General features: G+C 39.5%; 30 protein-coding genes and 1 riboswitch. Of the genes, 6 read left to right on the top strand and 24 right to left on the bottom strand.

What is annotated here, in order from left to right; translation table 11 throughout:
- Positions 1–2: 2 nt before the first annotated feature.
- Positions 3–1097 (bottom strand): glycine cleavage system aminomethyltransferase GcvT, encoded by a 1095-nt coding sequence (gene gcvT / locus NSS60_RS05195; protein WP_004889554.1) that lies wholly within the window; start codon positions 1095–1097, stop codon positions 3–5.
- A gap of 144 nt (positions 1098–1241) precedes the next feature.
- A riboswitch (glycine riboswitch) is annotated at positions 1242–1330 on the bottom strand.
- 187 nt (positions 1331–1517) lie between these two features.
- Between gcvT and NSS60_RS05190 the strand changes: the two genes are divergently transcribed.
- Both NSS60_RS05190 and NSS60_RS05185 read left to right on the top strand, forming a co-directional pair.
- Positions 1518–3161, top strand: a complete 1644-nt coding sequence (locus tag NSS60_RS05190) for a DEAD/DEAH box helicase (protein WP_004889553.1) — start codon at positions 1518–1520, stop codon at positions 3159–3161.
- Positions 3148–3918, top strand: a complete 771-nt coding sequence (locus tag NSS60_RS05185; protein ID WP_004889552.1) for a YqhG family protein — start codon at positions 3148–3150, stop codon at positions 3916–3918. Before NSS60_RS05190 ends, NSS60_RS05185 begins: the two co-directional genes overlap by 14 nt.
- Positions 3919–3932: 14 nt before the next feature.
- On the opposite strand, the gene NSS60_RS05180 is transcribed toward NSS60_RS05185, so the two are convergent.
- From NSS60_RS05180 to comGA, 9 genes are read right to left on the bottom strand one after another with little or no spacing between them, the layout of a single operon-like run.
- Complete coding sequence (locus tag NSS60_RS05180) at positions 3933–4121, bottom strand: YqzE family protein (RefSeq protein WP_004889551.1); 189 nt, start codon at positions 4119–4121, stop codon at positions 3933–3935.
- A 26-nt stretch (positions 4122–4147) separates the two neighbouring features.
- Positions 4148–4654: a shikimate kinase gene (locus NSS60_RS05175; protein ID WP_004889550.1), complete on the bottom strand. Its 507-nt coding sequence runs from the start codon at positions 4652–4654 to the stop codon at positions 4148–4150.
- A gap of 14 nt (positions 4655–4668) precedes the next feature.
- Positions 4669–5085 carry a competence type IV pilus minor pilin ComGG gene (gene comGG, locus NSS60_RS05170; RefSeq protein WP_035018541.1) on the bottom strand — a complete coding sequence of 139 codons (417 nt, stop codon included), beginning with the start codon at positions 5083–5085 and terminating at the stop codon, positions 4669–4671.
- On the bottom strand, positions 5045–5479 hold the full coding sequence (gene comGF, locus NSS60_RS05165) for a competence type IV pilus minor pilin ComGF (RefSeq protein ID WP_004889548.1): 435 nt from the start codon (positions 5477–5479) through the stop codon (positions 5045–5047). Before comGF ends, comGG begins: the two co-directional genes overlap by 41 nt.
- A complete protein-coding gene (gene comGE, locus NSS60_RS05160; protein WP_004889546.1) occupies positions 5476–5784 on the bottom strand; it encodes a competence type IV pilus minor pilin ComGE in 309 nt (102 codons plus the stop codon). The genes comGF and comGE overlap by 4 nt, the downstream gene beginning before the upstream one ends.
- Entirely contained in the window at positions 5768–6205 is a 438-nt protein-coding gene (comGD, locus tag NSS60_RS05155; protein WP_004889545.1) for a competence type IV pilus minor pilin ComGD, read from the bottom strand. Before comGD ends, comGE begins: the two co-directional genes overlap by 17 nt.
- The gene (gene comGC, locus NSS60_RS05150) at positions 6198–6494 is read right to left on the bottom strand and encodes a competence type IV pilus major pilin ComGC (RefSeq protein WP_006317959.1); all 297 of its coding nucleotides are present in this window, start codon (positions 6492–6494) and stop codon (positions 6198–6200) included. Before comGC ends, comGD begins: the two co-directional genes overlap by 8 nt.
- A 12-nt stretch (positions 6495–6506) precedes the next feature.
- Positions 6507–7538: a competence type IV pilus assembly protein ComGB gene (gene comGB / locus NSS60_RS05145; RefSeq protein ID WP_004889541.1), complete on the bottom strand. Its 1032-nt coding sequence runs from the start codon at positions 7536–7538 to the stop codon at positions 6507–6509.
- Positions 7522–8592, bottom strand: coding sequence for a competence type IV pilus ATPase ComGA (comGA, locus tag NSS60_RS05140; protein WP_004889540.1), 1071 nt, complete (start codon positions 8590–8592; stop codon positions 7522–7524). Before comGA ends, comGB begins: the two co-directional genes overlap by 17 nt.
- Before the next feature lie 352 nt (positions 8593–8944).
- On the opposite strand from comGA, the gene NSS60_RS05135 reads away from it, so the two are divergent.
- On the top strand, positions 8945–9643 hold the full coding sequence (locus NSS60_RS05135; protein ID WP_004889538.1) for a helix-turn-helix transcriptional regulator: 699 nt from the start codon (positions 8945–8947) through the stop codon (positions 9641–9643).
- Positions 9644–9712: 69 nt separating this feature from the next.
- The gene (locus tag NSS60_RS05130) at positions 9713–9955 is read left to right on the top strand and encodes a DUF2626 domain-containing protein (RefSeq protein ID WP_004889537.1); all 243 of its coding nucleotides are present in this window, start codon (positions 9713–9715) and stop codon (positions 9953–9955) included.
- A 29-nt stretch (positions 9956–9984) separates the two neighbouring features.
- On the opposite strand, the gene NSS60_RS05125 is transcribed toward NSS60_RS05130, so the two are convergent.
- Both NSS60_RS05125 and NSS60_RS05120 read right to left on the bottom strand, forming a co-directional pair.
- Positions 9985–11088, bottom strand: a complete 1104-nt coding sequence (locus NSS60_RS05125; RefSeq protein WP_004889536.1) for a class I SAM-dependent methyltransferase — start codon at positions 11086–11088, stop codon at positions 9985–9987.
- A gap of 114 nt (positions 11089–11202) precedes the next feature.
- Positions 11203–11835, bottom strand: a complete 633-nt coding sequence (locus NSS60_RS05120; protein WP_004889535.1) for an MBL fold metallo-hydrolase — start codon at positions 11833–11835, stop codon at positions 11203–11205.
- 132 nt (positions 11836–11967) lie between these two features.
- On the opposite strand from NSS60_RS05120, the gene NSS60_RS05115 reads away from it, so the two are divergent.
- The gene (locus NSS60_RS05115) at positions 11968–12153 is read left to right on the top strand and encodes a DUF2759 domain-containing protein (RefSeq protein WP_004889534.1); all 186 of its coding nucleotides are present in this window, start codon (positions 11968–11970) and stop codon (positions 12151–12153) included.
- 26 nt (positions 12154–12179) lie between these two features.
- Here the strand turns inward: NSS60_RS05115 and NSS60_RS05110 are convergent, their stop codons facing one another.
- From NSS60_RS05110 to NSS60_RS05090, 5 genes are all read right to left on the bottom strand, one after another.
- A complete protein-coding gene (locus NSS60_RS05110) occupies positions 12180–13049 on the bottom strand; it encodes a M14 family metallopeptidase (protein ID WP_230456172.1) in 870 nt (289 codons plus the stop codon).
- An 84-nt stretch (positions 13050–13133) separates the two neighbouring features.
- Positions 13134–14996 carry an LTA synthase family protein gene (locus NSS60_RS05105; protein ID WP_064214526.1) on the bottom strand — a complete coding sequence of 621 codons (1863 nt, stop codon included), beginning with the start codon at positions 14994–14996 and terminating at the stop codon, positions 13134–13136.
- Between the two features lie 265 nt (positions 14997–15261).
- Positions 15262–16227 carry an ROK family glucokinase gene (locus tag NSS60_RS05100; protein WP_004889530.1) on the bottom strand — a complete coding sequence of 322 codons (966 nt, stop codon included), beginning with the start codon at positions 16225–16227 and terminating at the stop codon, positions 15262–15264.
- Entirely contained in the window at positions 16212–16445 is a 234-nt protein-coding gene (locus NSS60_RS05095; RefSeq protein WP_004889526.1) for a YqgQ family protein, read from the bottom strand. Before NSS60_RS05095 ends, NSS60_RS05100 begins: the two co-directional genes overlap by 16 nt.
- Positions 16446–16554: 109 nt before the next feature.
- Positions 16555–17958: a spore germination protein gene (locus NSS60_RS05090; RefSeq protein WP_051035147.1), complete on the bottom strand. Its 1404-nt coding sequence runs from the start codon at positions 17956–17958 to the stop codon at positions 16555–16557.
- 163 nt (positions 17959–18121) lie between these two features.
- On the opposite strand from NSS60_RS05090, the gene NSS60_RS05085 reads away from it, so the two are divergent.
- Positions 18122–18982 (top strand): hypothetical protein, encoded by an 861-nt coding sequence (locus tag NSS60_RS05085; protein ID WP_004889523.1) that lies wholly within the window; start codon positions 18122–18124, stop codon positions 18980–18982.
- Here NSS60_RS05085 and NSS60_RS05080 read toward each other — a convergent pair.
- The 7 genes from NSS60_RS05080 to NSS60_RS05050 form a co-directional block, all read right to left on the bottom strand.
- On the bottom strand, positions 18953–20506 hold the full coding sequence (locus NSS60_RS05080; RefSeq protein WP_004889522.1) for a rhomboid family protein: 1554 nt from the start codon (positions 20504–20506) through the stop codon (positions 18953–18955). The genes NSS60_RS05085 and NSS60_RS05080 overlap by 30 nt on opposite strands.
- Before the next feature lie 35 nt (positions 20507–20541).
- The gene (locus NSS60_RS05075) at positions 20542–20733 is read right to left on the bottom strand and encodes a hypothetical protein (protein WP_004889520.1); all 192 of its coding nucleotides are present in this window, start codon (positions 20731–20733) and stop codon (positions 20542–20544) included.
- A gap of 71 nt (positions 20734–20804) precedes the next feature.
- Positions 20805–21755, bottom strand: a complete 951-nt coding sequence (locus tag NSS60_RS05070) for an L-lactate dehydrogenase (RefSeq protein WP_004889519.1) — start codon at positions 21753–21755, stop codon at positions 20805–20807.
- A gap of 160 nt (positions 21756–21915) precedes the next feature.
- Positions 21916–22485: a 5-formyltetrahydrofolate cyclo-ligase gene (locus tag NSS60_RS05065; RefSeq protein ID WP_004889518.1), complete on the bottom strand. Its 570-nt coding sequence runs from the start codon at positions 22483–22485 to the stop codon at positions 21916–21918.
- Positions 22486–22539: 54 nt separating this feature from the next.
- Positions 22540–22689, bottom strand: a complete 150-nt coding sequence (gene rpmG / locus NSS60_RS05060) for a 50S ribosomal protein L33 (RefSeq protein ID WP_004889517.1) — start codon at positions 22687–22689, stop codon at positions 22540–22542.
- Between the two features lie 80 nt (positions 22690–22769).
- Positions 22770–24110 (bottom strand): hypothetical protein, encoded by a 1341-nt coding sequence (locus tag NSS60_RS05055; protein WP_231106994.1) that lies wholly within the window; start codon positions 24108–24110, stop codon positions 22770–22772.
- A gap of 128 nt (positions 24111–24238) precedes the next feature.
- Complete coding sequence (locus tag NSS60_RS05050) at positions 24239–25150, bottom strand: sugar phosphate nucleotidyltransferase (protein WP_230456169.1); 912 nt, start codon at positions 25148–25150, stop codon at positions 24239–24241.
- Positions 25151–25242: the final 92 nt, after the last annotated feature.

Here is a 25242-nt window from a genome sequence, read left to right as displayed (position 1 = left end):
CATTATTTTGTACGCTTGTAAAACGGTGTTGCCACCACTCTTGCTTTTAACCGCTTCCCACGAACGTCTACTTCTACTTCCGTATCAAGTGCCGAAAACGCAGTAGAAATAAGCGCTAGTCCGATATTTTTTTTAAGCGTTGGCGATTGTGTTCCGGTCGTGACGAAGCCAATTTGCTCATTGTTGACATACACCGCATATCCGTGACGCGCAATGCCTTTGTCAATCATTTCGATTCCGACAAGTCTCCGTGGCGCTCCTTCTTCTTTTTGCTTCTTCAATACTTCTTTTCCGAAAAAGTCGACATCTTTATTCGTTTTTACTGCAAATCCAAGCCCTGCTTCAATTGGGGTAATGTCTTTGGCCAGTTCTTGTCCATATAGTGGCAAGCATGCTTCAAAACGAAGTGTATCGCGTGCACCGAGCCCGCACGGAAGTACCCCTTCTTCTTTTCCTGCTTCTAAAATGGCGCGCCAAAGCGTTGGGGCATCTTCTGCTCGACAATATAGCTCAAATCCGTCTTCTCCTGTATATCCTGTTCGGGACACGAGCGTTTGAACTCCTGCAACATCAACATGATCTGCAAAAGCGAAAAACTTCATCGTAGATAAATCGACCGTCGTTAATTGCTGTAATACTTTTTCCGCAAGTGGGCCTTGTAGCGCAAGTTGCGCAATATCGTTTGAAATATTGACAAGTTCGACATCCCCAACAACATGCTCAGAAAGCCAAGCAAAATCTTTCCCGATATTGGCAGCGTTTACGACGAGAAGATAATGATCGTCCGCTTTTTTATAAACAAGTAAATCATCAACGGTTCCCCCATCTTCATAACACATCAACGTGTATTGGGCGCGACCGTCCGTTAACTTCGCAACGTCGTTTGTCATCATTTTTTGTAAAAAAGCAAGACTATCTTTTCCTTTCACTTCAAACTCGCCCATATGGGACACATCAAATAACCCTGCACGCGTTCGTGCAGCTTCATGTTCTTCTTTAATGCTAGAAAATTGCACAGGCAACTCCCAGCCACCAAAATCAATCGTTTTTGCGCCATACTCTGCATACAGAGGAAATAGCGGTGTTCTTTGTAACATATGCTCCCTCCTTGTTCATAAAAAAAAGACAGACGACCCCCATATTGTCATATGGTAGTCTCTGTCCTTTCACCTGAAAGTTTCCCTAAGAGTAATTAGGTGTCCTCGTGGGTGGTTCACGTTTGTGAACGCTCTCCAGAGCTGCGTCAAACAAGAGTTCTTTTGCCTGAGAGATTCGTGTTGCCACTTGCTCCTTCGGCGCTACATGCTGTAGTCTCTCCCCTTGTTCTCATCCGCCCGTATACAATTGTCATTCTTGTGCCACACTATATGTGAACACATCAATGAAGGAATTTTACAAACTTTCTTACGTTTTTTATTATCTTATAACTTCTCATTTGGCGCAATACCTTTTTATAAATAAAATACGTAAGTTTATTTAGTTTCAAACAAAAATGTTCGGAAAATGAGGGATGCTTGATGAACATCACCATGCATTGGGAGAGAAGCTGGAAAGATGAATTTGCCAAACGTATTGAACGTGACGGCCCGTGGTCAAATTGGGAATTATATGAGTTAGCGCTTGAAGCAACGAAATCGTTAGCTATCCCTCAATTTGATGGGCTACAAGCGCCAAATCATTTACCACATGTCACCATTTTACCTCATCAATACGACGTTGCCCGTCAAGTCGTTGAACAAATGAACGGAAAAGCCATCTTAGCTGATGAAGTTGGACTCGGGAAAACGATTGAAGCAGGATTGATTTTAAAAGAGTATATGATTCGTGGACTTGTGCAGAAGGCGCTTATTCTCGTTCCAGCCTCTCTCGTGTCACAATGGGTGCAAGAATTGAACGAGAAATTTTTTATTCCTGCTGTTGCCCAAAGGAAAAGTTACGTATGGGAACAATGTGACATTGTTGTTTCATCCATTGATACGGCAAAAAAACAACCACATCGGGACATCATTTATGGACAAACGTACGATATGGTCATTATTGACGAAGCACATAAGTTAAAAAACAATAAAACAAAAAACTATGAATTTGTTCAAGGACTGAAAAAAAAGTTTTGTTTACTATTGACAGCAACACCGATTCAAAATCGTGTAGAGGAAATTTTTCATCTTGTCTCTCTACTGAAACCAGGACATTTAGGAAATGCCGAACAATTTCAAAAAAAGTACGGAAAATTGCGGACATTACACGATGACGCCCATTTAAAAGAGCTCATTCGCAAGGTAATGATTCGTCATCGTCGCCATGATACAGGTATTGGGTGGACAAAACGGCACGTTGAAACGTTTTTTATTGATTTCTCGGAAGCGGAGCGAAATGTATATGAAACGATTCAACAGTTGAAGACTCATTTTTCAGATACATCGCTGTCACATATGACATTGTTGCGTGAAATATGTAGCAGCAAAGAAGCACTTTTTTGCACGTTGAAAAACATGTTTGAACAAAAACCTCATCTCGAAACGACAATCGGGGCATTGTTGCAAAAAATGAACGACATCACCGACCATACAAAAGCGAAAAAAGCGTTAGAGCTTATTCAAACAATAAACGATAAAGTTATTGTATTTACAGAATACCGCGCCACACAGTTTTATTTGCAATGGTTTTTTAAACAGCACGGCATTTCTTCTGTGCCGTTTCGCGGTGGGTTTAAACGAAGTAAAAAAGATTGGATGAAAGAGTTGTTTCAACATCGCGCACAAGTGTTGATCGCAACTGAGGCAGGAGGGGAAGGGATTAACTTGCAATTTTGCCATCATGTCATTAACTACGACTTACCATGGAACCCGATGCGTCTTGAACAACGAATCGGGCGCGTCCACCGTCTCGGACAAACGAAAGATGTCCACATTTATAATTTTGTCGTGCGCAATACGATTGAAGAACATATGTTTACGTTATTGTACGAAAAAATTCAACTATTTGAACGAGTCGTTGGTGAGTTAGATGATATTTTAATGAAATTACAATCTCCTACATTTTCAAATCATTTAGAACGCATAATTGCTCAGTCGAAAAGCGAAGGAGAGCTAAAAATTAAAATACAAAATTTTGTAGAAATTTTTACAAATATGGAGGATAATGTACATGCAGCAACATGACATTCAATCTTTTCTCGAACGTTTTTTTACCGCTACCCATTGCACAATTTTAGAACATAGTGATGGTCATATACGCGTTCAACTTACCGTCGATATGGATAAACAATTAATGAATCGTCCTTTTTATTGGCATTATGTTGAACGCATCGGAGCCATAGGTGAACCACTGCAATTATCGCTTATGACAAGACAATCAGCTACGAAAGAAGGGGAATATATTCATTTCGGTTCACCGCGGCTTCACCAAATTTTTTCAATCGCCAAAATGAACGGACGATTCGTTCGCCTTTATGAACAAGTATGTGAACGTTCTGTTGCGCTTCATCCGTGGCTTCATACAAACATATTGCTCTCTTATGAGTGTGATCGAAAACAAGATCGTTTATTATCGTTAGGTATTCATCTCATTAGTGGAACGATTATTGAATCATTTTACGACGTGTTAAAAGAAAAACAGTGGACGGCAACAGTCCCTGATTACTGTTTTACCATTTCTCCACTTATTAAACCGCTGAGCGGACTTGCCCGACTTGAAGCTTTTGTGGAGCGTCTCATCTCCTCTGAAACACATCATTGGGCGGATGAAGCGCGAGCACGCTGGAAAGAAGAACTAGCATTATTGCAACATTTTTACGAAGGCGTAGAGGAAAAACGAGAAGAATATGAAAAAGAAAAAGAAGCATTGCGACAAAGGTATGAACCGAGAATTCACATATCCATTATCAATGGCGGTTTATTTTATTTGCAAGCGAAATAAGGCTAACGTGAGCCTTATTTTCGCTTGAATAAAAGGATAACAGCATACGGAATGACGCCGAACCAGCGATATAAAAACGGTTGCTTTTGTTGTTTTTTAAACTCTTTTTTTTGTTGTCTTTGTTTTTTTCGTTCGTCTCTCGGTTGGTCTAAATATTTTACGACTTGTTCGGTCATAAATTTCACATAATCGTTTCCTGCCATCGTTCATCACCTCGATGCTAGTATCGTCAAAAACGAGGCGTTTTAAGCAAGGAGACGATGTTTTCTACGATGTCATCTATTGTGCGATTTGTTGTATCAATGGTCATATGCGCTTCTTGATAAAACGGAAGACGCTGTTCAAATAGCTGTTTCATTTGCTTTTGTTTATTTCCCATCAGTAACGGTCGGGTCTCATCATCAGCTAAACGCCGAAACAATTCATTTAGCTCACAATGCAAATAAATGACGATTCCATGCTCGCGCATAAATTGACGATTTTCTTCTTGAATGACAATCCCGCCACCTGTTGTAATAATCACATGTTCCTTTGGAAGCTTCTTTAATGCGTCTCGTTCATACGCTCGAAACGTCTCTTCCCCCTCTTCTGCGAAAATCTTTGTAATCGTTTTTCCGACTTGCTGTTCAATATATGCATCTGTGTCAATCACAGGCAATTGCAATACTTCTCCTAAACGTCTACCAACTGTCGTCTTTCCTGCTCCCATAAATCCTGTTAAATAAATCGCTTTCATGTTCCCTCTCCCTTCTAGTATACTTCTCGCCACACTGATATGTTGTTTGTTGAAGCATCGAATTGAAATTGGACGTCGTAACGAAATTGTGCATTCGTTATGCACGATACAGTTACAGACCATACATCAGGCTCAATACGTGTTGCGCGATATGTTGCTTGCCCATGAACAAATGAAACCGTTTGGGTTAATGATGACACGTTTTCTGGTGTACTGGCAAGCGTTTGTTTCACATAAGTAAGCGCTTGTTTCATTAAGTAATCTGCTTCGTACCATTTCTTTTCTTCTTCAAAAAATTGTATTTCTGTATGATACAATGCAACAGCATGCAAAAAAAGAGCGCTCATGAATAACGCACACATGACGGTAAAGGGAAAAACAACTCCCCGTTCATGTTTCAAGCGAACGAAAAGATGGAATGAACGCTTCATATGCATCCCCCTTGTCTGTCAATACACGAATACGGATGCCTGCTCCCTCTTTTTCATATGATATTTGTTGAATAAACTGAAGCATAATTTCATGACCGGTATCATTCACACGTCGACGAATGATCGTTCCGTACTTTTCATACGTTACGCGCTCCCCTGTCCATTTATCGAATTGAATCGTCGTTCCGTATATACGAACATCTTTCGATTCCCTTAGTTCCATTTTTGCTTGTTGAATAAAAACAAGCCATTCAAAATAGTGAAAGTTTCCACGTTTGGCTGTATAGTTTGCTGCTAGATGAAATGCGGGTGTCAATAAAGATAAAATGATGAACAAAACGATAAGAGACATGAGTATTTCGATTAATGTGAATCCTTTCTCTTTTTGAATCATTGTCCTAACGACTCACATCTTTCTTTTGTTCGTTTCAACCTATCTTCCCACCGCACACATTGCTCATTTGAACGCATAAACAGTGAAAATGTATGTGTACCTCGCACCACGACCGTTTCGTTTCCAATCTGCCCGTTCATCATCACCTCATATAAAATTTGATTGGCGATCGTTTCCGCTTTTTTGTTTTCTCGCTCTATCATAATGATTGTCCAATGAGCGATGATCATAACGATTACCCCACTCCACACACTAAGCGAAATAAGCAGTTCAAAAAATGTAAAACCTTTACAATTTTTGTACATACAATCGCCCTTTCCCTAATTGAAAAACGATTTTATATTTTTTGCTTCCATACGCAACAAGCAATGTTCCCGCCTTATTGATATTGCCATTTGGATAATAAAACAACGGTGGAGATAGTGTAGCCATTTGAAATCGAAAAGGGGAAGGGAAGGAACGAGCGATTAATTCCTTCCCAAACGTCCCACCTTCTTTTACTTGATAGCGACATGTATCGAAATAAAACATAATCGCTACCGTTTTCTTTCGACTAATCGCATATTGTTGGGCATATAACATATCGTTACTAAACTGTTCTAAAAAATATTGTAACTGCCGCTCAGCTAACGTTTGTTGAAGCGGTGGAACGGTAAAAACCATGATCGTTGTGACAATAAAAAGAACGATCAACATTTCTACAAGCGTAAACCCTCGTTCATTCACCTTCTAAAACGTCTCCTTCATTTGTAATAACAATCTCTTTTCCATTTGGGCAACGGTTGCTCTCAATATATTTTCCATCTACTAATTGTTGCACAGTCGGGATTGTACCGTGCTCCATTTCGTATGCTTTCACTTGGGATTGAACCATTTTTATAAAAGCCGAACACCCTTTGTTGTTAATCATGCTGTTATGTTTTGTCACATTTGGAATCGTAATTAAAATTAAAATTGTGATAACCATTAGCACAATTAACATTTCAATTAATGTAAACCCTTTCTCATTTCGCATATACATCCCCCATTATATGTGATTTAACAATTGAAAAACGGGCCATAGCATCGCCATATACATGAGAATAACGAAAATACCAATGAAACTAAGCAACAGTGGTTGAATGATATATATCATTTTCTTCAGACGTTTTTCTAGTTTTTGCAATGAAAACTGACTATAATGCAATAATTCTTGAACTAATTCTCCATTCGACTGACCGTGACGAATGACGAAAGGTAGTTCCTTCTCGTAATATTTCCGCTGTTCGATGATTTCATCTAATTTTTCACCTGCGCATAGCTGTTGTTTCATCAATTTCGCTTCCTCTCTCAGCAACGGAAGGTGAGATTGATGCTCAAAAATTTGGATCGCCTCATAAATCGATAGTCCCCCTTTCAACAAATGGCTTAATTGCAATGAAAATACTTGCGTATGAAAAGAAACGATCCACGAGCGAACAATTGGGATGTTCATAAATAGATTCATTTGTCTATAAATAGGCCATGAACGAACGACAAAAAAGTAAAACAATACGAAGAAAATGAACACGATGAGCGCAATAGAAAAAATGCGAGGAAGCCATACCGCAACAGAAAAAATGAACGTAGAAAAAGCAGAACGAGCATGAAATGAAGAAAGAAGATGAGAAAACTGTGGAGCTAATACTTGTTGAAATATGAAAAACATGGCGATACAAAAACTAAAAAGAAACAATGGGTAGCGTAACATACGCTTCACTTGCTCAACGTAATGTGCCCGCATTTGTCCGATTTCCCCCGCTTCAATAAACCCGTGAGCAAGTTGGCCGTGTTGTTCAGCGAAAAATATATATCCTAAAAGATGAGAATGAAATTGCATGCGTGAAAAAGTTTCATGAATCGGTACACCGGCTCGCAATGCTTGCATGCAATCATCTAAATCTTTTTGTTTTACTACAGGTTGCTGAATTTGTAAAAACTCAATCGCCTGAGCAAGCGAATACCCTTTACTGAGCAATTTTCCAAGTTGGATGAAAAACGAACTTTGCTCTTGTAACGACCAATTACGACGTCGCTTCATCTAACAACCAACTTTCAATGACATGCTCGTGTAAAAAACCGAGCGCAATGCCTTTTTTAATCACATCTTTTAACCGAGTATACACGTATGTCGCTTGCTCCCCTTTCGCTGCACGCATCGCTTGTGCCAGTTCACTTCCGTATAATAATTCATAAACACCGACTCGACGAACAGGTCGATACTGTCGGCAAAAAGGTGAGCACTCCGCTTCACAAAACGGACATTTCAATTGCACAAGACGTTGGGCTGTCACAGCGACTAACGTTTGCGCCATTTCTTGAAATGGTACACCAAACTCAAGAAGACGATAAATCGCTCCAACCGCATCCTTCGTATGCATCGTTGTTAGCACAAGATGTCCTGTAAGCGCTGCGCGTACAGCTATTCGTGCCGTTTCGGCATCACGAATTTCTCCTACCATAATCACATCGGGATCGTGTCGCAAAATCGCTTTTAATCCTGCAGCATACGTAATGCCAGCTTTTTCGTTTACTTGTACTTGCAACACATCTTCCGCCCGCTTTTCAACCGGATCTTCTAACGTAATGACATTTCGTTGAAAATGATGGCGACATACGTTTAACAAACTGTATAACGTTGTTGTCTTTCCCGATCCTGTTGGTCCTGTGAAAATCATAAGCCCATGGGAATAGTTTAATAGCGCGAGCAACTTTTTTATCGTTGAAGGAAATAATGCGAGTTGCTTGAGCGGAAGAGATGAATGTAACGGGAGCAAGCGGATAACTAAGCTTTCGTCGTAAATCGTAGGCAATGTCGATAAACGAAGATGGACAGTTGTGTGGGCAACGTTCATTTCCATTGCTCCGCTTTGCGGGCGGCGACGTTCACCAATATCCATATCAGCGAGAAACTTGAAATGAGCAAGCAAACGTTCACACATTTGTTTAGATAGCACATGCTTTGTAACAAGCATCCCTCCTAACCGAAATTGAACAAGCGCATCTTGCTTACGCGGAACGATATGAATGTCAGAAGCTTGAAGAATATACGCATCCTCAACGAGTCGGTCCGCCAATTGCTCGATTGTTTGCAAAACGATCCTCCTTCCTCCATTTTCTCGCCATCATTATTCAACATCTTTCGTCAAATTCCTGCTTCATTCACAAAAAAATTCAAAAAAATATTTACCCATAGGGTGAATGTTACGAGACAAAAACACGACGATATTTTTTCGCGATGTTTTTTAATGGTAAGCATGGAGACACACCCCTCTCTTCACTTTTTATACATGTTGTATAACTTTTGTTTAATTTTTGTGCATTAATTTGTTTTAAAACTTTGTGAACATTGCAAAAGAGATAGAAAAAAAGACCTATATATGCATTTCCATTGTGGAAATACATGTATTATAATGTAAATGAATGAACATATAGGAGTGAGACATAATGGACCAAGTACTGAAAATTACAAGCGTCCTTGCTGATCCGACTCGTTATGAAATCTATCAGTATATCACTAGAAAACATCAAGAAGTAACCGTTCAAGAAATTGCTGATGCTTTTCATATTCACCCAAACGTCGCGCGTCTTCATTTAACAAAGCTAGAAGATGTAAATATGCTTGTATCGGAAACAAAAAAAACAGGAAAAGGTGGAAGACCGAGTCGATTATACCGTCTATCTGACGATGTGATTCAGCTCCATTTTCCGTTTCGCGACTACCAGCTGTTATCAAAAATTGCAATCCATGCGATGATGAAACTTGGAGAAGTAGGGAAACAAGCGTTGTATGAAACAGGAAAGTTATTTGGTCAAGAACTTGTACAACAACACGTCCAATCGATGCAAGCGCTTGAACAGTTAAGTGTGGAAGAAAAAATGAACATTTTACAAAAAGCAGCGGAAGCCGCTGGATTTTATCCGACATTCCATTACAGTGAAAATCAAGGGAAAATTTACTTTGAAATTTTCAACTGCCCGTTTAAAGAACTCGCATTTGCACATCCAGATTCTGTCTGTTATATGCATAACGCCTTTTTAAAAGGAATGTTAGAAGTATTATTTACAAACGCTGAACTTGTGACTGAAGAAATTATGCCATCAGGCTGTAATTCGTGTACGTATCAAGCCATTCTTAAAAAATAGAACGTTTACACAACCATTTCGAGTACATTATAATAAGTAAGGGAAACGGTCAGAAAAGGAGGGATACATATGGATCGTATGTTCCGCGTCTTGTCATTTTGGACAGGAATTTTTGCTGTCATGTTCTATCTTGGCCATATGCATACAACATCATTATTGTTCCTCGGCCAAACAGGATTCTTTCTTTTGTTAAGCTACTTAAAATTAACAGAAAGAATGTACATTTACATTTTCGGTGCGTACTTAACGGTCTTTTTTGCCGGATTTACGTACTGGACAACCTTTATGATGGTTCCTGGTATGGGCGAATAAAAAAGCGATGAGTGTACCTCATCGCTTTTTTATGTAAAAATAGGAATATTCATGTTTTTTTGTTGCACCATCACATGAAACGCCCTGGCGATATCGCTCATGACTAGCGAGCGAATAGCACGATTATGACGCTGTTGCTCAGAAAACGGATTTGGATCATGGTGGGCCATCAAATGATTTAAAATGCCTGCCTGCAATAAAAATTCATCTTGGCGCCATAAATGAGTATATGTCCACCCTGCTTGTTCTCCATAAAATCGTAACGCATCCCATTGAATGTGTGTGGTGAGATCCATCTCACCTGGATAACGAAGCGCATTGTCGATGAGCTGATGACGATAATAACCGCGCAAGCTCCCACGTTTTCGCGCTGGGTGTTTCCATTCCTCATCCGTATATCCATAATCTACTGTAAAAATAATTGCTTTATCGATTACTTGATTGAGCTGAAAAATAAACTTTTTCATCGCTAACGGAATTTCAAATCGCTGCCCGTCAACGAGCTGAATATTCCGTTCAACGATATATTGAGCAATTTGCTCATTTTCAAGCGGAACACATTTCTCAACAAGCTGATCGTTTTCTACTTCAATAAAGCACTCGTATATGTGACCTTCTCGTTTCTCAATGACATGAACAGGAAACGCATCAAATAGCTCATTGCTAAATACAATACCAGAAAAAGAATCAGAAAGCTCAGCAAAACTGGAGATGATACGAACGTAATCAATAAACGGAGCGAGCGTTTCCGCTTGTTTTTCCCGATGGTACGGACTTGCTTCGATCATTATATATTGTCCTTGTGAAAACGTTTTAGATGATTGACGTTTCCATTGTTCTAAAACAGCATAAGCAAATCGTCCTGTCCCCCCACCGATTTCACAGATGAGCGGTGGAACATGATACGTTTCTATCAAGCGAACAAACACATCTGCAAATACATGCCCAATGATATGCCCAACGTTACTCGTCGTAATAAAATCCCCTTCGCGTCCAATTTTTTCTTTTTTTCTCATATAATATCCATACTGTTCATCGTACAATGCTAATTCCATGTATTGTGCATACGATAAACGTTTATTTCTCATTTTTTCTAACATTTTTTCATTCGCACCCTTTTTCACTATTGACATAGTGTTAAATTTGTTATATCGTTAATGTAGTAGCTTAACTATATCCCCTCCCATTATAGGAAATAAAACATCCCCCAAACCCCCTTCTCTGTATAGAGAAGGGAATTTTTTTGTCTAAAATCCATTTAAAAAAGGGTTTGTATCCATTTCCGCTCCAATCGTTGTTTCTGGTCCATGTCCACATAGTACAATCGTTTCTTCAGGGAGAACAAGCAACTTACGATGTATACTTTGTAGCAATTGTTCGTAATTTCCTCCTGGTAAATCGGTGCGACCAATACTTCCTGAAAACAGTACATCTCCTGATACGATCACTTGAGCGTCTTCGATATAGTATGATACACTACCCGGTGAATGCCCTGGTGTTTCGAACACTTGAAGTGAGAAATCGCCAATCGTCAACGTTTTCTCTCCTTCAAGTAACACATCGGCATCATTTGTAGTAATTGCTTCTCCCATAAATAATAAAGAACCATTTTTCATTGGATCAGTTAGCCAATTTTTTTCTTTTTTATGTACATACACAGGAATGAACCACTTGTTTTTTACGTCGTCAACCGCTCCAATATGATCAAAATGAGCATGTGTAAGCAACACCGCAAGCGGCGTCCAGCCGTTCGTTTCAATATAATGAATGAGTTTTTCTCCTTCGCTGCCGGGATCAAAAATTAAACATGTCCCATTTTCATGAACAAGCACATACGCATTCGTTTGTAACGGCCCTAATGGGATTCGGTTCCATTTCATTTTATTTCCTCACCTTTCTCCTATATTCTATTCTCATTGTACACGAACAATATACGTTTTGCACCTCGACAAACGTAACAAAAACGATTACAATGAAAAAGGAATAATCGGTGTACATAAGGAGGGGAAGTTATGCCGACAGGAGTTATTTTGGTTGTGATCTTTACATTAGTTACGTTGCTTGCCGCTTACGGCACGATCCGTTCATTACGTGAGAAAAATTTCCTTGGTGTGCTGTTCGGAATCGGAACGGTTGCTGTATTTGGTTGGTTTACAATTATGACTGTCATTCATCACGGATATCCAGTTGCCCATTAAAAAGACGCCAATATAGTGGCGTCTTTTTACGTGCGGGCAAGAGCTGTCACAAAAATACCGATGCTGTCTTTATAAATATTATGGAATTGAGAGAATGGAAGCGGATTTACCCCTTCACCAAGTTCAATCGTATACCCACATCGCTTCCAATTAAAAATAAACCAATCGCGATATCCAGCATGGCTATCGATATACCGAACAGGTACATAACCGCTCCATTTCGCAAATTCATTCACTTCTTCTTCTGCTTCGGGTGGCTCACATCGTTCATATCCCCAATAAATTTCTTTTCCTTGTGTATGAAATGCGAGCACCTTAAAAAAATCACGTTCTTTTGTCAACGTTGCTATCGCTTGTGCTTCTGGTTCGGTTAACGGAGAAAATCCAGGAAAATCACGCGGTGCGGGTGCTTTTGGAATTTTTCTTTCTTTCTCCACTTCCCATTTCGCAGGAAATTGATTGTTTAAATCAACCCCGCGAATATTTGCTTTCCATTGTGAGAAATCTTCACTTCCCCCATTTATGCGTACCACTTCATCTTCATAATGTTGTGCCGCTTTTTTTCCGTGTAATACAAGATCCACTCCATCGGGATTTACCATCGGAACAACGGATAAAGTCGTTCTTTTATACAATTGTTGTACATCATAGCCACAAAGATGCTGTTTGTTCTGTAGCGCTTCCACATATTCACGAACAAACGCCATCACAACTGCCGAAGTAATCCACTCGTTCGCATGAAACGAGGCATTCATATGCACATATGTTTCACCTTCTCCAATTTGTAACTCAACAATCGGTTTTTTTAACACACTTTGCCCAATTTCTTGCGTGCGGACGAACGAATGACACCGCAATTGATCGAGATCATGCATTAAAGTTGAAAAATCGTACATCGCTCTCCCCCCTTGTTTCATCGTATGAACAGTACATTTGTACATATGTATGTAAAAAAGCTAGCTCTGTCACAAGAGCTAGCTTTATCGTTTGTTTTCTTGTTGTTTATTGTAGAAACGCAATAAGTCACCATATACAATTTTGTCGGAGTAATCAAGCTCCTGACGTGCTTTTTCCATATACGGTTCACAATGAGACGCGTCGACTTCTACCCCTGTTTTCTTATCGTAGCATGCGTTTTTCGTATATACATAATCTTTTGTCACGAAGCTACCATCACGAAGAACAACGAAGTCCAGCTTATCTTTTGAGAATAAATCTTCACCAAAATGAATTTGGTTGCGTGTATTAATGCCAAGCAAATGAAGCAATGTCGGTTTCACATCAATTTGCCCTGATACTTTTGAAATGACTTTTGGATGCTTATCTGTTACGCCTGGAATATGGATGATCAACGGAACGCGTTGCAATTGAACGTGATCAAATGGCGTAATTTCATCCCTACCTAAATATTGAGCCATCGCTTTGTTGTGATTTTCAGAAATACCGTAATGGTCTCCGTAAAGGATGATAATAGAATTTTCATACAATCCTTCTTTTTTCAGCTGCTCAATAAACACTTTCAGCGCTTCATCCATATATCGAACCGTCGGGAAATAACGGTTTAACGTCCGACTATTTGACGTGTACTCTGGAACCATTTTATCCTCTTCCCCTAATTCAAACGGGAAGTGGTTCGTTAATGTAATAAACTTTGTATAAAATGGCTGCGGCAACGTTTTTAAATGTTGCACAGATTGCTCAAAAAACGGAATGTCTTTTAAACCCCAACCAACTGAATTTTCCTCCGTAATGTTATAGTCCGTCATCGAGAAGAAACGATCGTACTTCATCGATTGGTACATTACATCACGGTTCCAGAAACTTTTATTATTTGCATGGAATACAGCTGAATAGTAACCGTAGTTTTTCAATATTTCTGGCGTTGCGTTATACTCGTTTGTCGCATGTGTGAAAAAGACCGCACCGCGTCCAAGAGGATATAACGAGTTTTCAATAATAAACTCCGCATCTGATGTTTTTCCTTGTCCTGTTTGATGATAAAAGTTATCAAAGTAATAACTTTGTTTAATAAAGTCATTCAAAAACGGCGTAATTTCTTGTCCGTTCACCGTATTGTTAATAACGAAGCTTTGTAATGACTCCATCGACACAATGATCACATTACGGCCTTTGGCAATACCAAATAACTCTTTATTCGGCGCTTTTTCATTCGCATTAACGTAGTTTTGAATATCCGCCAATTCGCTACTATCCGCTAATGCACGTTGCGCTTTAGAGCGCGACTGTAAAATAATATCATATACATGGTAATTGTATATACCTAAGTTTTTAATTAACATTTCACGGTCAAACGTGCGCGTTAACAGCTCTGGACGTTCCGTTTCCGCTAATCCTAAGTTAAATAAAGCAATGGCTACTGTTGCAAGGAAATAGGTGCGGCGAAAGCGTTTTGTCGCTGGTACGTATTGCGCAATAGACACTTTTTTATACGCCATCCAAGCCAGCAATGCGACATCAAGGAAAAAGAAAATATCCGAAACATTCATCAATTCAAACACACTATTTCCTAAATCACCCATGTTATTCGTTTGGAACAGCACAGGAATTGTAATGAAATCGCTAAAAAAGCGATAAAACATGACGTTCGCATACAAAACAAATGAAACGATAAAACTCGTGATGACAATATAGCGATTCCGTCGTTTTTCGCTCATAAATAATGCAAGCCCAAAAATAAATAACAGGAAGCTTAACGGGCTAATGAACAAAATAAACTCCTGCTTCCATGACTCAATTTTTATATCAAAACTATTTTTATAGACTAAATACGTCTTTAACCATAAAAGCAATACCGTTAACAAAACGAAACGGTAGTTTTTCATATACTCCCCCTCCTTTAATCCATCCACATCTGTCTATTCTATGCTGTATGAGGTACATACGTTTTTTTACATTTTTTTATCTTAACCATAGACAATATTAATACTTTCTTAATAAAAAAGCAACTGTTATCTTAAACTATAAACGGTATAATAGACAAGTCGCACGTCCACATATGACTGTTTTACACCTTTTCTTCTGAAAATGCAAGACGTTTTTTTCCGACAAATTTTCGACAAAAAAAACAGACGAGCGCTTCGTCTGTTTTTACAACATATTTGTTTTGACTAGCCATGCGCCACCGATCACACCGGCATCGTTTCCAAGCGTTGCAATGACAATTTCAGCCGCTTCAGCAACACGCGGAAATGCAAATCGTTTAAAATGACGAGCAACTGCTTGTGCCAACATGTCCCCTGCTTTTGATACGCCCCCACCGATGACAATTTTCTCTGGATTTAAACCGTTCGCTAAATGAGCGAGTGCTAAACCGAGATGAAACGTCACTTCATCAACAATTTGTAGCGCTAATGCATCGTTTTCTTTCGCGGCATCAAACACATCTTTCGCAGTAACGACTCCTGTTTGTTTCCATACGTCGCGCAACCGGCTTGGCTCATCGGTTTGTTGCAAGCGCTCTGTCGCGATACGTGCAATACCTGTTGCTGAAGCAATCGTCTCTAAACATCCTGTTTTGCCACAATTACAAGATGCCCCTCCTTCTGGAATGGACGTGATATGGCCAATTTCTCCACCAGCACCGTTTGCCCCATGCACGATTTGACCGTTTACGATCACACCGCCACCAACACCTGTGCCAAGCGTGACGAGAATTAAATTTTTCGCGCCATTGCCCGCCCCTTTCCACATTTCTCCGATCGCTGCAATGTTCGCATCGTTATCAACAACGACAGGAAGACCTGTTTCCATTTCCAACCGATCTTTCAAAGGGAAGTTTTTCCATCCTAAATTTACTGCTTCATAAATATCTCCTGTCGCCATATTAACAGGTCCTGGTGCACCGATGCCAATGCCGATCAACCGTTCTTTTGATTCATCTAATTCACGTAACTTTTCATCAATCGCTTTTGCAATGTGTGTTGTAATATGTTTCCCTTGTTCGGATTTATCCGTTGGAATCTCCCATTTACAAATGATTTCCCCATACATGTTCACAAATGCTAATTTGACTGTCGTTCCGCCTAAATCTACACCGACTAACCATTGTTCCATTGTTCCTTTATCCCCTTTTCTCTTTTTTCTCGTTCGATTTGCGCTTCATGACGCAAAATAAGAAGCGCCATTTGATAATCTTTTACGTCAATGAGCTGCGCTTGAAATAATTCTTTCAGTTCGTCTTCCATCAATTCTAAATCAGCGAGACGGTCACCGACGTAAATAATCGTTCCATATTTTTTTAATAACTGTTGTACATCATATACAGATTTCATTTTCTTCACCTATCGTGTATAAGCGTTTTCAATCTTCATATTCTAAATGTATAAAGAAAACAAAAGGGCGTCAAGAACTGAACAATGACTTTGCGACATTTTTCACATTTTATCGATCCGGATCTTTCGGATGCAAGACAGTCGGTCGTCGATTTTTTAACGGAATTGGGGAACGGATGAGCACATCGCGCATCCCGCGATATGAAAACGGAATAAACGGCCATAAATATGGGACGCCAAACGATTGCATGCGAGCAAGCATAACTAACCATGCAGTAATACCAACAACGTAGCCAATGACACCAAATAATGCTGTAACAACGAGCAAAGCGAGGCGAACGAGCCGATTGGCTAGTCCTAGCTCATAACTCGGTGTCGCAAACGTCCCGATCGTCGCCATCGCAAAATATAAAATGACTTCGTTAGAAAATAAGCCAACCTCAACCGCAATTCCACCAATCATCAATGCTGCAACAAGCCCAAGTGCTGTCGCTAAGGCAGAGGGGGTGTGAATAGCTGCCATTCGCAACATATCTAATCCAAATTCGATCAGTAAAATTTGTCCAAACAACGGAATATTCCCTTCCGTTGATTTTACGACAAACGATAATGCATGTGGCACGAGCTCTGGTGTTTTCATCCACATATACCAAAGCGGTAATAAAAAAATCGATAGCCATACCGCAAGAAACCGAACAAAGCGCAAATATGCACCAACAATTGGTTTATTTCTATATTCTTCTGCATGCTGCAGATGATGCCAAAATGTTGCAGGTGTAATTAACACGCTCGGAGACCCATCGACAAAAATGAGAACATGTCCTTCATATAAATGAGCTGCGGCCGTATCTGGCCTTTCTGTATAACGAACGACAGGATATGGGTTGAAGTGCCTGCCTGAAATAAATTCTTCTACCGTTTTTTCCCCCATTGGCAAGCCGTCTGTATCAATTTTGGCTAATGACTGTTTCACTTCTTCCACAATGTGTGAATTCGCAATATCTTCAATATAACAAACACAGACATCCGTTTTTGAGCGGCGACCAATTTGCATATATTCCATTCGTAATGAACGATCTCGCACGCGCCGTCTTGTTAGCGCTGTGTTAAATACAATCGTTTCCACGTATCCATCGCGTGCACCTCGAACAACACGCTCCATATCTGGCTCTTGAGGTCCTCGCACAGGATATGTGCGTGCATCAATTAAAATCGCTTTTGCCATTCCATCAACGAACAAAGCTGTCGGTCCTGCCAACACACCATCAATTACCCGTTCGAAATCATCTGTTTGATCCAACTCTACATACGGAAGATGTGTTTTTAATAATTTATCTAACGGTTGTTCATCTAATGTTCCATTTGGTAGCTCAGATAACAATTTCATTAAATAATGAAGAATGTCATCTTTCACAAATCCGTCAATCATAAATAACGCCATATCTTTTCCGGCATAATGCACGTCTAAGTAAATGACGTCAAAACTTTTCCCTACTCCAAGCTTTTCCTTCATATATGAAACGTTTTCTGAAAGACGTGAAGATACTCGTTCCACTCCAATCACCTACCTTACATTCATTACCATCCATCTTTGACACATGTAAATGTATTCATACATATTTCCTGTCATATGCACATACATTTTTTATAAATGTAAGCTTGACCGGAGGAATAAGATGAAACGTTTATTATCGATATGCATATTTCTTTTGTCATTTGTCATCATCATACAAGCGTTGAAACGGCCAGCGCATGAAGCGATTATGTTTTTCCCGATCGATCCGACCGTTCGCTTTACAACTGCCGAAACAAAATTATCACTACAGCCCAAAAAGAAGGAAACACGCTATGTCGTCGATTGGATCGTCACTTCATCGCTTGATCGAACTGCTTATCTTCGGCAAGATGTTTCGTTGTTATTTGCTAACGGAAGGCTTGTTGCTACACAAACGAAATGGAAAAAAAACAGGAAAAGTCTCATTCAGCAAAAACAGCTCAAACAAAAAGGAAGTCGATTATTTCAAGCCATCTCATATCACCAAGGAGAATTGCATAATGGCAATGACATTCGAAGCAGTCAAAAAATGAGTGGGGACGTATTATACGTCATCGACTCATCCTTCGCACCACTTCAATCGTTTCGTAAACCAACGACAGCCGAACAAAAAACATGGGCAAACACATTAAATAAACAAACGCAAACGATCGTAAATAAAACCGCTAATCAAATGGGGAACATATTGCCAGCAGACGATTATTACCATTTGTATTTACCGGAGCTCGTTCAATATAATGAGCAACCGTTTATGGATTTGACAACAAATGAAACGGAAATGATGATCGGAAACTTATGGGAAGGGTTGTACAAAAATTATTTTTTAGGCATAAAAAAACAGAACGGTTCGATTGAATCTCCAATCGGTAGCACCGTTCCGCTTATTTTAATCAAAAAGGATTACAGTAAACTGTTTGTCGTAACAGAAACAGCAGACAGAGAACTCGTCATATTAAAGCAACTGCTCGAGTTCACGCAATAATCGTTGATATTGCTCATTATTTGGTTCAAGCTGCAACGCACGCTCTGCAGCTTGTTTTGCTTTTTCATAGTTTTTTTCTTCCGCATATAATAACGCTAAATAATAATACGCTTCATGAAAACGGTCGTTTTTTTTGATGGCATCATATAAATATTGTTTTGCATCATCGTAATCTTTTTGTTGTATGTGAATATAGGCACGCAAAAAATCTGCCTTATATGCTTCAGCATCTTGTTCATGAATGAGTGTTAACATTTGCTCTGCTTGGCCGTATTCCCGTTCATCAATATATTGCTTGGACAACGCAAGAATAAGTTGTGCTTGATCTGCTGGCGGTCGTTGAAAGCCAATATATAAGCAAATGAGCGTAACGACCGCTGTGAACAAAGCAGCAAACCATTGTCCAAAGCGAACACGTTCCTTTGGGAAATGAACGATATTTGCCGCTAAAAACCCACCAATTAAACCGCCAATATGACCCGCATTATCAATATTAGGAACGACGAGACCGAACGCTAAATTGATGCCGATGACAGTGATGACGTTCATTCCAATTGTTCGAAAAAATATGTGCGGTTTTGCTTTTCCGAAGTATAACAAAGCCCCAAAACATCCGAAAATGGCACCAGACGCCCCGGCAGATACGGATGATGAAAATAAAAAACTAGCAAGCGAACCTGCAAAACCAGCGAAAAGATAAATAAATAAAAAACGAAACGAGCCGTACAATTTTTCAACAAGTGAGCCTAAATAATATAGCGCAAACGTATTCATGAACAAGTGTAAAAAACCGATATGCAAAACAATAGGGGTGAAAAAGCGCCACCATTCTCCTTGCAAAATAAGCGGATTAAACTTTGCGCCATATTGAATGAGCGTCAACGTATTTGTACTTCCACCGTTCCATTCTAAAATAAAAAACATCACTATTTGTAAAGCAATAAACACATATGTAAATCTCGCTTTTCCACGTTCAAATATGCGCCGTTCATTTTCATACATGCGCTCTGCAAATGATAGCACGTGTTGTTTAAACGTTTGTAATTCTTGTTGCAACATTGGAGAATCATCAGGTACGTACACTTTTAATGATTGATGGAACTGCGTGCTTAGCTTATGCAAGACGTCATACATATTGTAAAGATGCATCACATATGTTTGCATATGCACTCGCTCAGTCGTGAATGGTCGTTCAACATACAGTTCCCAATCGTCAACAGGGGGATACATCATGACATAAACGTTGATGACTTGCAGTTGGCGGCGAAATTGTCGCTTGCGCCATTCATCAACAGCGACTAGCGCGCGATTCATATCATTTTTTAATGACACACCCCAATCCATATCAGTGCGAACAAGGCGTACAAGCGGCGCTTTTCGTTCCCTCGTAGATTGCAACCAAACCTCCCGCTCATCAGGTGACAAATAAACGATTTCATAGTTCATCTGTAACAATTGAAACATCATTTGCCAATATACAAAATCAAAGCGAATGCCCAACCTTCCCTCTCCCTTCGCTATCATACCCTTCTTTTATCACACTCTCTTACAAAGCGCAACTATTTGTACTTTTGTAAAAATAATGTAGGAACAATGCGCTGGCGAATAAACGGAACGGACATTCCCCATTGTACCACTCGTTTTTGAACCGCTTCTCGTTTCAATATTTCGTTCAATAACCGATAACGAAACCGATAAAGAACGAGCCCTGCCATAACGGCAACGATCAACGTTTTTCCATTCAACATCATCACCCTCCCTCATATTTACCGTTCCCTTTTCGTGTTGAAATTATAAAAAGGTTGCCTCATCATGAGACAACCTATTGCAATCCAACGCGTTTCATTACATCTTTTAATACAGTTGCAGAATGAGTAAATTTTTCTTTTTCCTCCTCGTTCAATTGTAGTTCAACAACTTCACGAATACCGTTGCGATTTACGATTGCTGGTACGCCAATGTACATATCATTTTGGCCATATTGGCCTTCTAAGTAAGCTGAAACAGTAAGAACGCTGTTTTCATTTTGTAAAATCGCTTTTGTTAAACGAACAAGTCCCATGGCAATGCCGTAATATGTTGCACCTTTTCGCTCAATAATTTGATACGCTGCATCGCGTACATTCACAAAAATGTTATCTAAATCTTCTTGTTTATATTGTGGCTTTTCTTTCATCATATCGGCAATTGGACGGCAACCGATGAATGCATGGCTCCAAACAGGCAACTCCGTATCACCATGTTCCCCAATAATATAAGCATGTACGTTGCGCGTATCCACATCGAAATATTCACCTAACAAATAGCGGAAGCGAGCTGTGTCTAAAATCGTTCCTGAACCGATCACGCGCTCTTTTGGCAATCCTGAAAACTTCCATGTAGCGTATGTTAAAATGTCAACCGGATTTGTGGCGACGAGAAAAATACCGTTAAATCCGCTTGCCATCACTTGATCGATAATATTTTTGAAAATTTTCGTGTTTTTCTCAACCAAATCTAATCGTGTTTCTCCTGGTTTTTGATTCGCTCCCGCAGTTAACACAACGAGATCAGCATCTTTGCAATCTTCGTAATTGCCAAACCAAATTTTCATTGGGGATGGCGCAAACGGCATGCCGTGATTTAAGTCCATCGCGTCTCCTTCCGATTTTTCTTTATTAATATCAATCAAAACGAGCTCTTCTGTCACCCCTTGATTTAAAAGCGCAAACGCATAACTTGAACCAACAAAACCTGTTCCAACTAAAACAACACGTTTTACTTTATCTGACATATTTCTTCCACCTTTCGTATATATCATTTTACAATCTGTGCGTTGTTTATCTGTTTCACACTTACATTGTACACTGTTTCACAAAGTTTATAAAGCATGAATTATTAACATTTTGTTATTTTTTTCTCCTGTACAACATGAAAGCGCTCATGCTGTTTTATTATTCGTTTTCACAAACAACAATTCCTTCGTTTGTAATAATCATTTGGACAGGGATGTCATGCTGTTCAACCGGCAACGTAGAGACGATTTGACAATCATATGCAAGGGAAATTGTGTCGTTTGGAAAATCAACTAAATATCGATCATAATATCCCCCACCATAGCCAAGGCGATATCCTTTACGAACAAAAGCAAGACCTGGAACAAATAGGAGCTCGATTTCATCTTTTTGCACTTCTCTCGTTTCTTCCACAATCGGTTCATATAAATCGAAAAAAGAGCGTCCCGTTTCTTGAAACGAACGAATTTCGCGAAACGTCATTTGTTTTGTTGTTACATCGCATTTTGGAATGGCAACTTTTTTCCCTTCTTGCCATGCTCGTTCAATGATACATTTTGTATCGATTTCGATTTGTCGTGAGATCGTAATACCGATCACTTGTGCCGTTTGCCAAAGATGTTGCTGAAATAATATGTCGTGAATGATTGTTTCTTTTTTCTTGCGTTCTTCTTTTGTCATATGTAAGAGACGTTGTTTTATTTGTTGCCGCAATTGTTTCTTATTCATTAACCTTCCCCCTCTTTCATAAAAAAATAAGCAGCAGGAAAAAAATCCTACTGCTTACTTCGTTTCACGATGAACTGTTGCTTTTTTGTCTCGTGGGCAATATTTTTTCAATTCGAGGCGCTCTGGGTTATTGCGCTTATTTTTTGTTGAAATATAGTTGCGTTCGCCGCATTCTGTGCATGCTAACGTAATATTTACACGCATCGTTCTTTCCCTCCAAACAAAAGTATTGTAATCATACCTTTCCATCATATCATTTTTCTTAAACAATTTCCATATGAATTTTATACGTTTTGATATTGCCGAATTTTCTTTATATAGTATTTCGTATATTCTTTTGCTTTTTGAGCATTTGCTGCTTGTGAATAAATCGTTAACGTTGGTTCATCTACTTTCGGTAAAATGAGTGTCCATGCTCCATCTTCATGATATACTTTCATGCCATCTGTAAAATCTACATGCTTGTCATACGATTCTTCTAACAATTTACGCATAACAGCCGCCCGTTCATCCCATGGGCAATGAACATCACGGCATGATAAATGAATAGTCGGAATAGACGACACAATGGTACGAAGGGAACAACGTTCAATCGCTAACAAGTGTAATAGTTGTATGCACGCGTATAATCCATCCAAATAAAAATGAAACGGTTCATGATGAGCAAGAAGCAAGTCTCGTCTCGTATCTTTGACATAAATCATTTCGCCATGCAAACGTTCTGCTAGCGTATGCAAAACGGACGGCGCCCAAGAAGGAACGGCTACTTTTTTCGTTTCGCTAAATAAAAGAGATGTGAGCACATGCAACGAGATCATTTCTTCTTTCGTCAACACAACTCCTTGCCCATCAAACATTCGAAAACGTTCCCCTGAATAGTCAAACACGATAGCAAATTGGGCTTGTTCTTGCTCGATTAGTTTCCGAATGTGTTCATCATCACGCTCTTTTGTCCAAACAACATCTACAGCGAACAACAGAAGTGTGCGTTCAATGATATGCTTCAATAAAGGAGAACTAGCGACGACAACTTTCCATCGCTCCGATGAAGAAAAAGAAATCGCTTGACGCAATGCTCGAATATACATTTCATCGTTCTCTTTTTGTTTCATTGCTTCACCCATTTGCATCGCTGACATATGATGTTCATGTTCCATTCGTTGTTCAATCGCGCGTTCCATCGTGCAATCAATGGGAAATCCTTGTTCATCGTGTATGTCAATAACTACTTCATCATGTTCGTTCAACGTCACAAATACGCCACCACGATATTGTTTATGAGAAAGAATATAACGAAAAGCAGGCAAATATCCCCCCTCATATACATTTGTGTGCATACCGTACATATGCAAACATTGAGTAAACAACGATCCAAGCGCCTGGGACAACGGGTGATTGTCAAAGCCAATTAATATGTGACTTCCTTTTTCATGTAGACTGCTATATGCTGAAGCCAACTGTGTAATAAATATCGGATGAGCATCAACATGAGCGCGCATGCTGATCCCATTTTGGCGAAACAATACGTTTGGGCGTTGTTCACCCCATACAATTGAACCTTTCACTTTCGTTTTTTCTGCAATTGTTTTATTCGGCCAAATTTTAGCCGCATGTTGCACTTTCACTTTATTTTTTAATTTGCATTTTGCCCCAATGACCGCATAATCAAATATTTCATTTTTTTACCGATATACACATCATTTGCTACAACTGCTCCCCGTAATTCACTATGTTCATCAATATAAACATTGGATCAAACAATCGATCGCTTTAACGATGCGTATTTACTAATAACTGAACGTGAGCCAACCACCGTATATGGTCCGAGTGTTGCATAGGCATCAATGCGCACATCGTCCCCAATAAGAATCGGTCCTTCTAACTTTACCTCTTGTGCAATGTTCACTCGCTCACCGATCCATACATCAGGAGCTATTTCTTTGTAATGAGAAGAAACGAGACGTTGATTTAGTAAATCAACATGTGTTTGATGATATTGTTCAATGATACCAATATCAGACCAATATCCATCCGCCTCATATCCGTATATTGGGTACTCTTGTTGAATGAGATGTGAAAAAATATGTTGACTAAAATCGTAAGGTGGATGTTCAGGCATATAATTAAAAATCGCTGGATCGCAAATGTAAATGCCTGTATTGACTAAATCGCTACACACTTCATTCCATTTTGGTTTTTCTACAAAATGAATCACTTTTCCGTTTCGATCTGTCACAATTCCACCGTATGAAAGAGGAGTCGCTTCGTGGTGCATAAGAACGGTAACTAATGCTTGTTTGGAAAAATGGAAATTGATTGCCTGCTGCAAATGAATTGTCGTCAACGTATCTGCACTAATAACAACAAACGTATCGTCTAAAAAAGACTGAGCATGTTTTACGCTCCCTGCCGTTCCAAGGGGCGTCGTCTCTTCAAAGTAATGAAGATGTACACCGAATCGACGTCCATCACCAAAATATTCAATAATTTCATCACTTAAATATTGAACGGTTACAGCAATATCCGTAATTCCGTGATGTTTTAACCATTCAATACTATACTCCATCACAGGTTTATTCATAATCGGTACGATCGGTTTCGGAACATGACAAGTTAACGGACGTAACCGTGTTCCTCTTCCCCCTGCCATAATGACCGCTTTCACAACATATCCCCCCCCAAGTGAAAGCACACTTTGTTCCATCATATCATGACAATACTATGCGGACAATATACGAAAATTGTCGATTTGACATG

The sequence above is a fragment of the Anoxybacillus sp. FSL W8-0382 genome, assembly GCF_038003845.1.
In the GTDB taxonomy this organism is placed as follows: domain Bacteria; phylum Bacillota; class Bacilli; order Bacillales; family Anoxybacillaceae; genus Anoxybacillus; species Anoxybacillus flavithermus_G.
The sequence above is the reverse complement of the archived record's forward strand: the minus strand, read 5'-3'. Positions and strand labels throughout refer to the sequence as shown.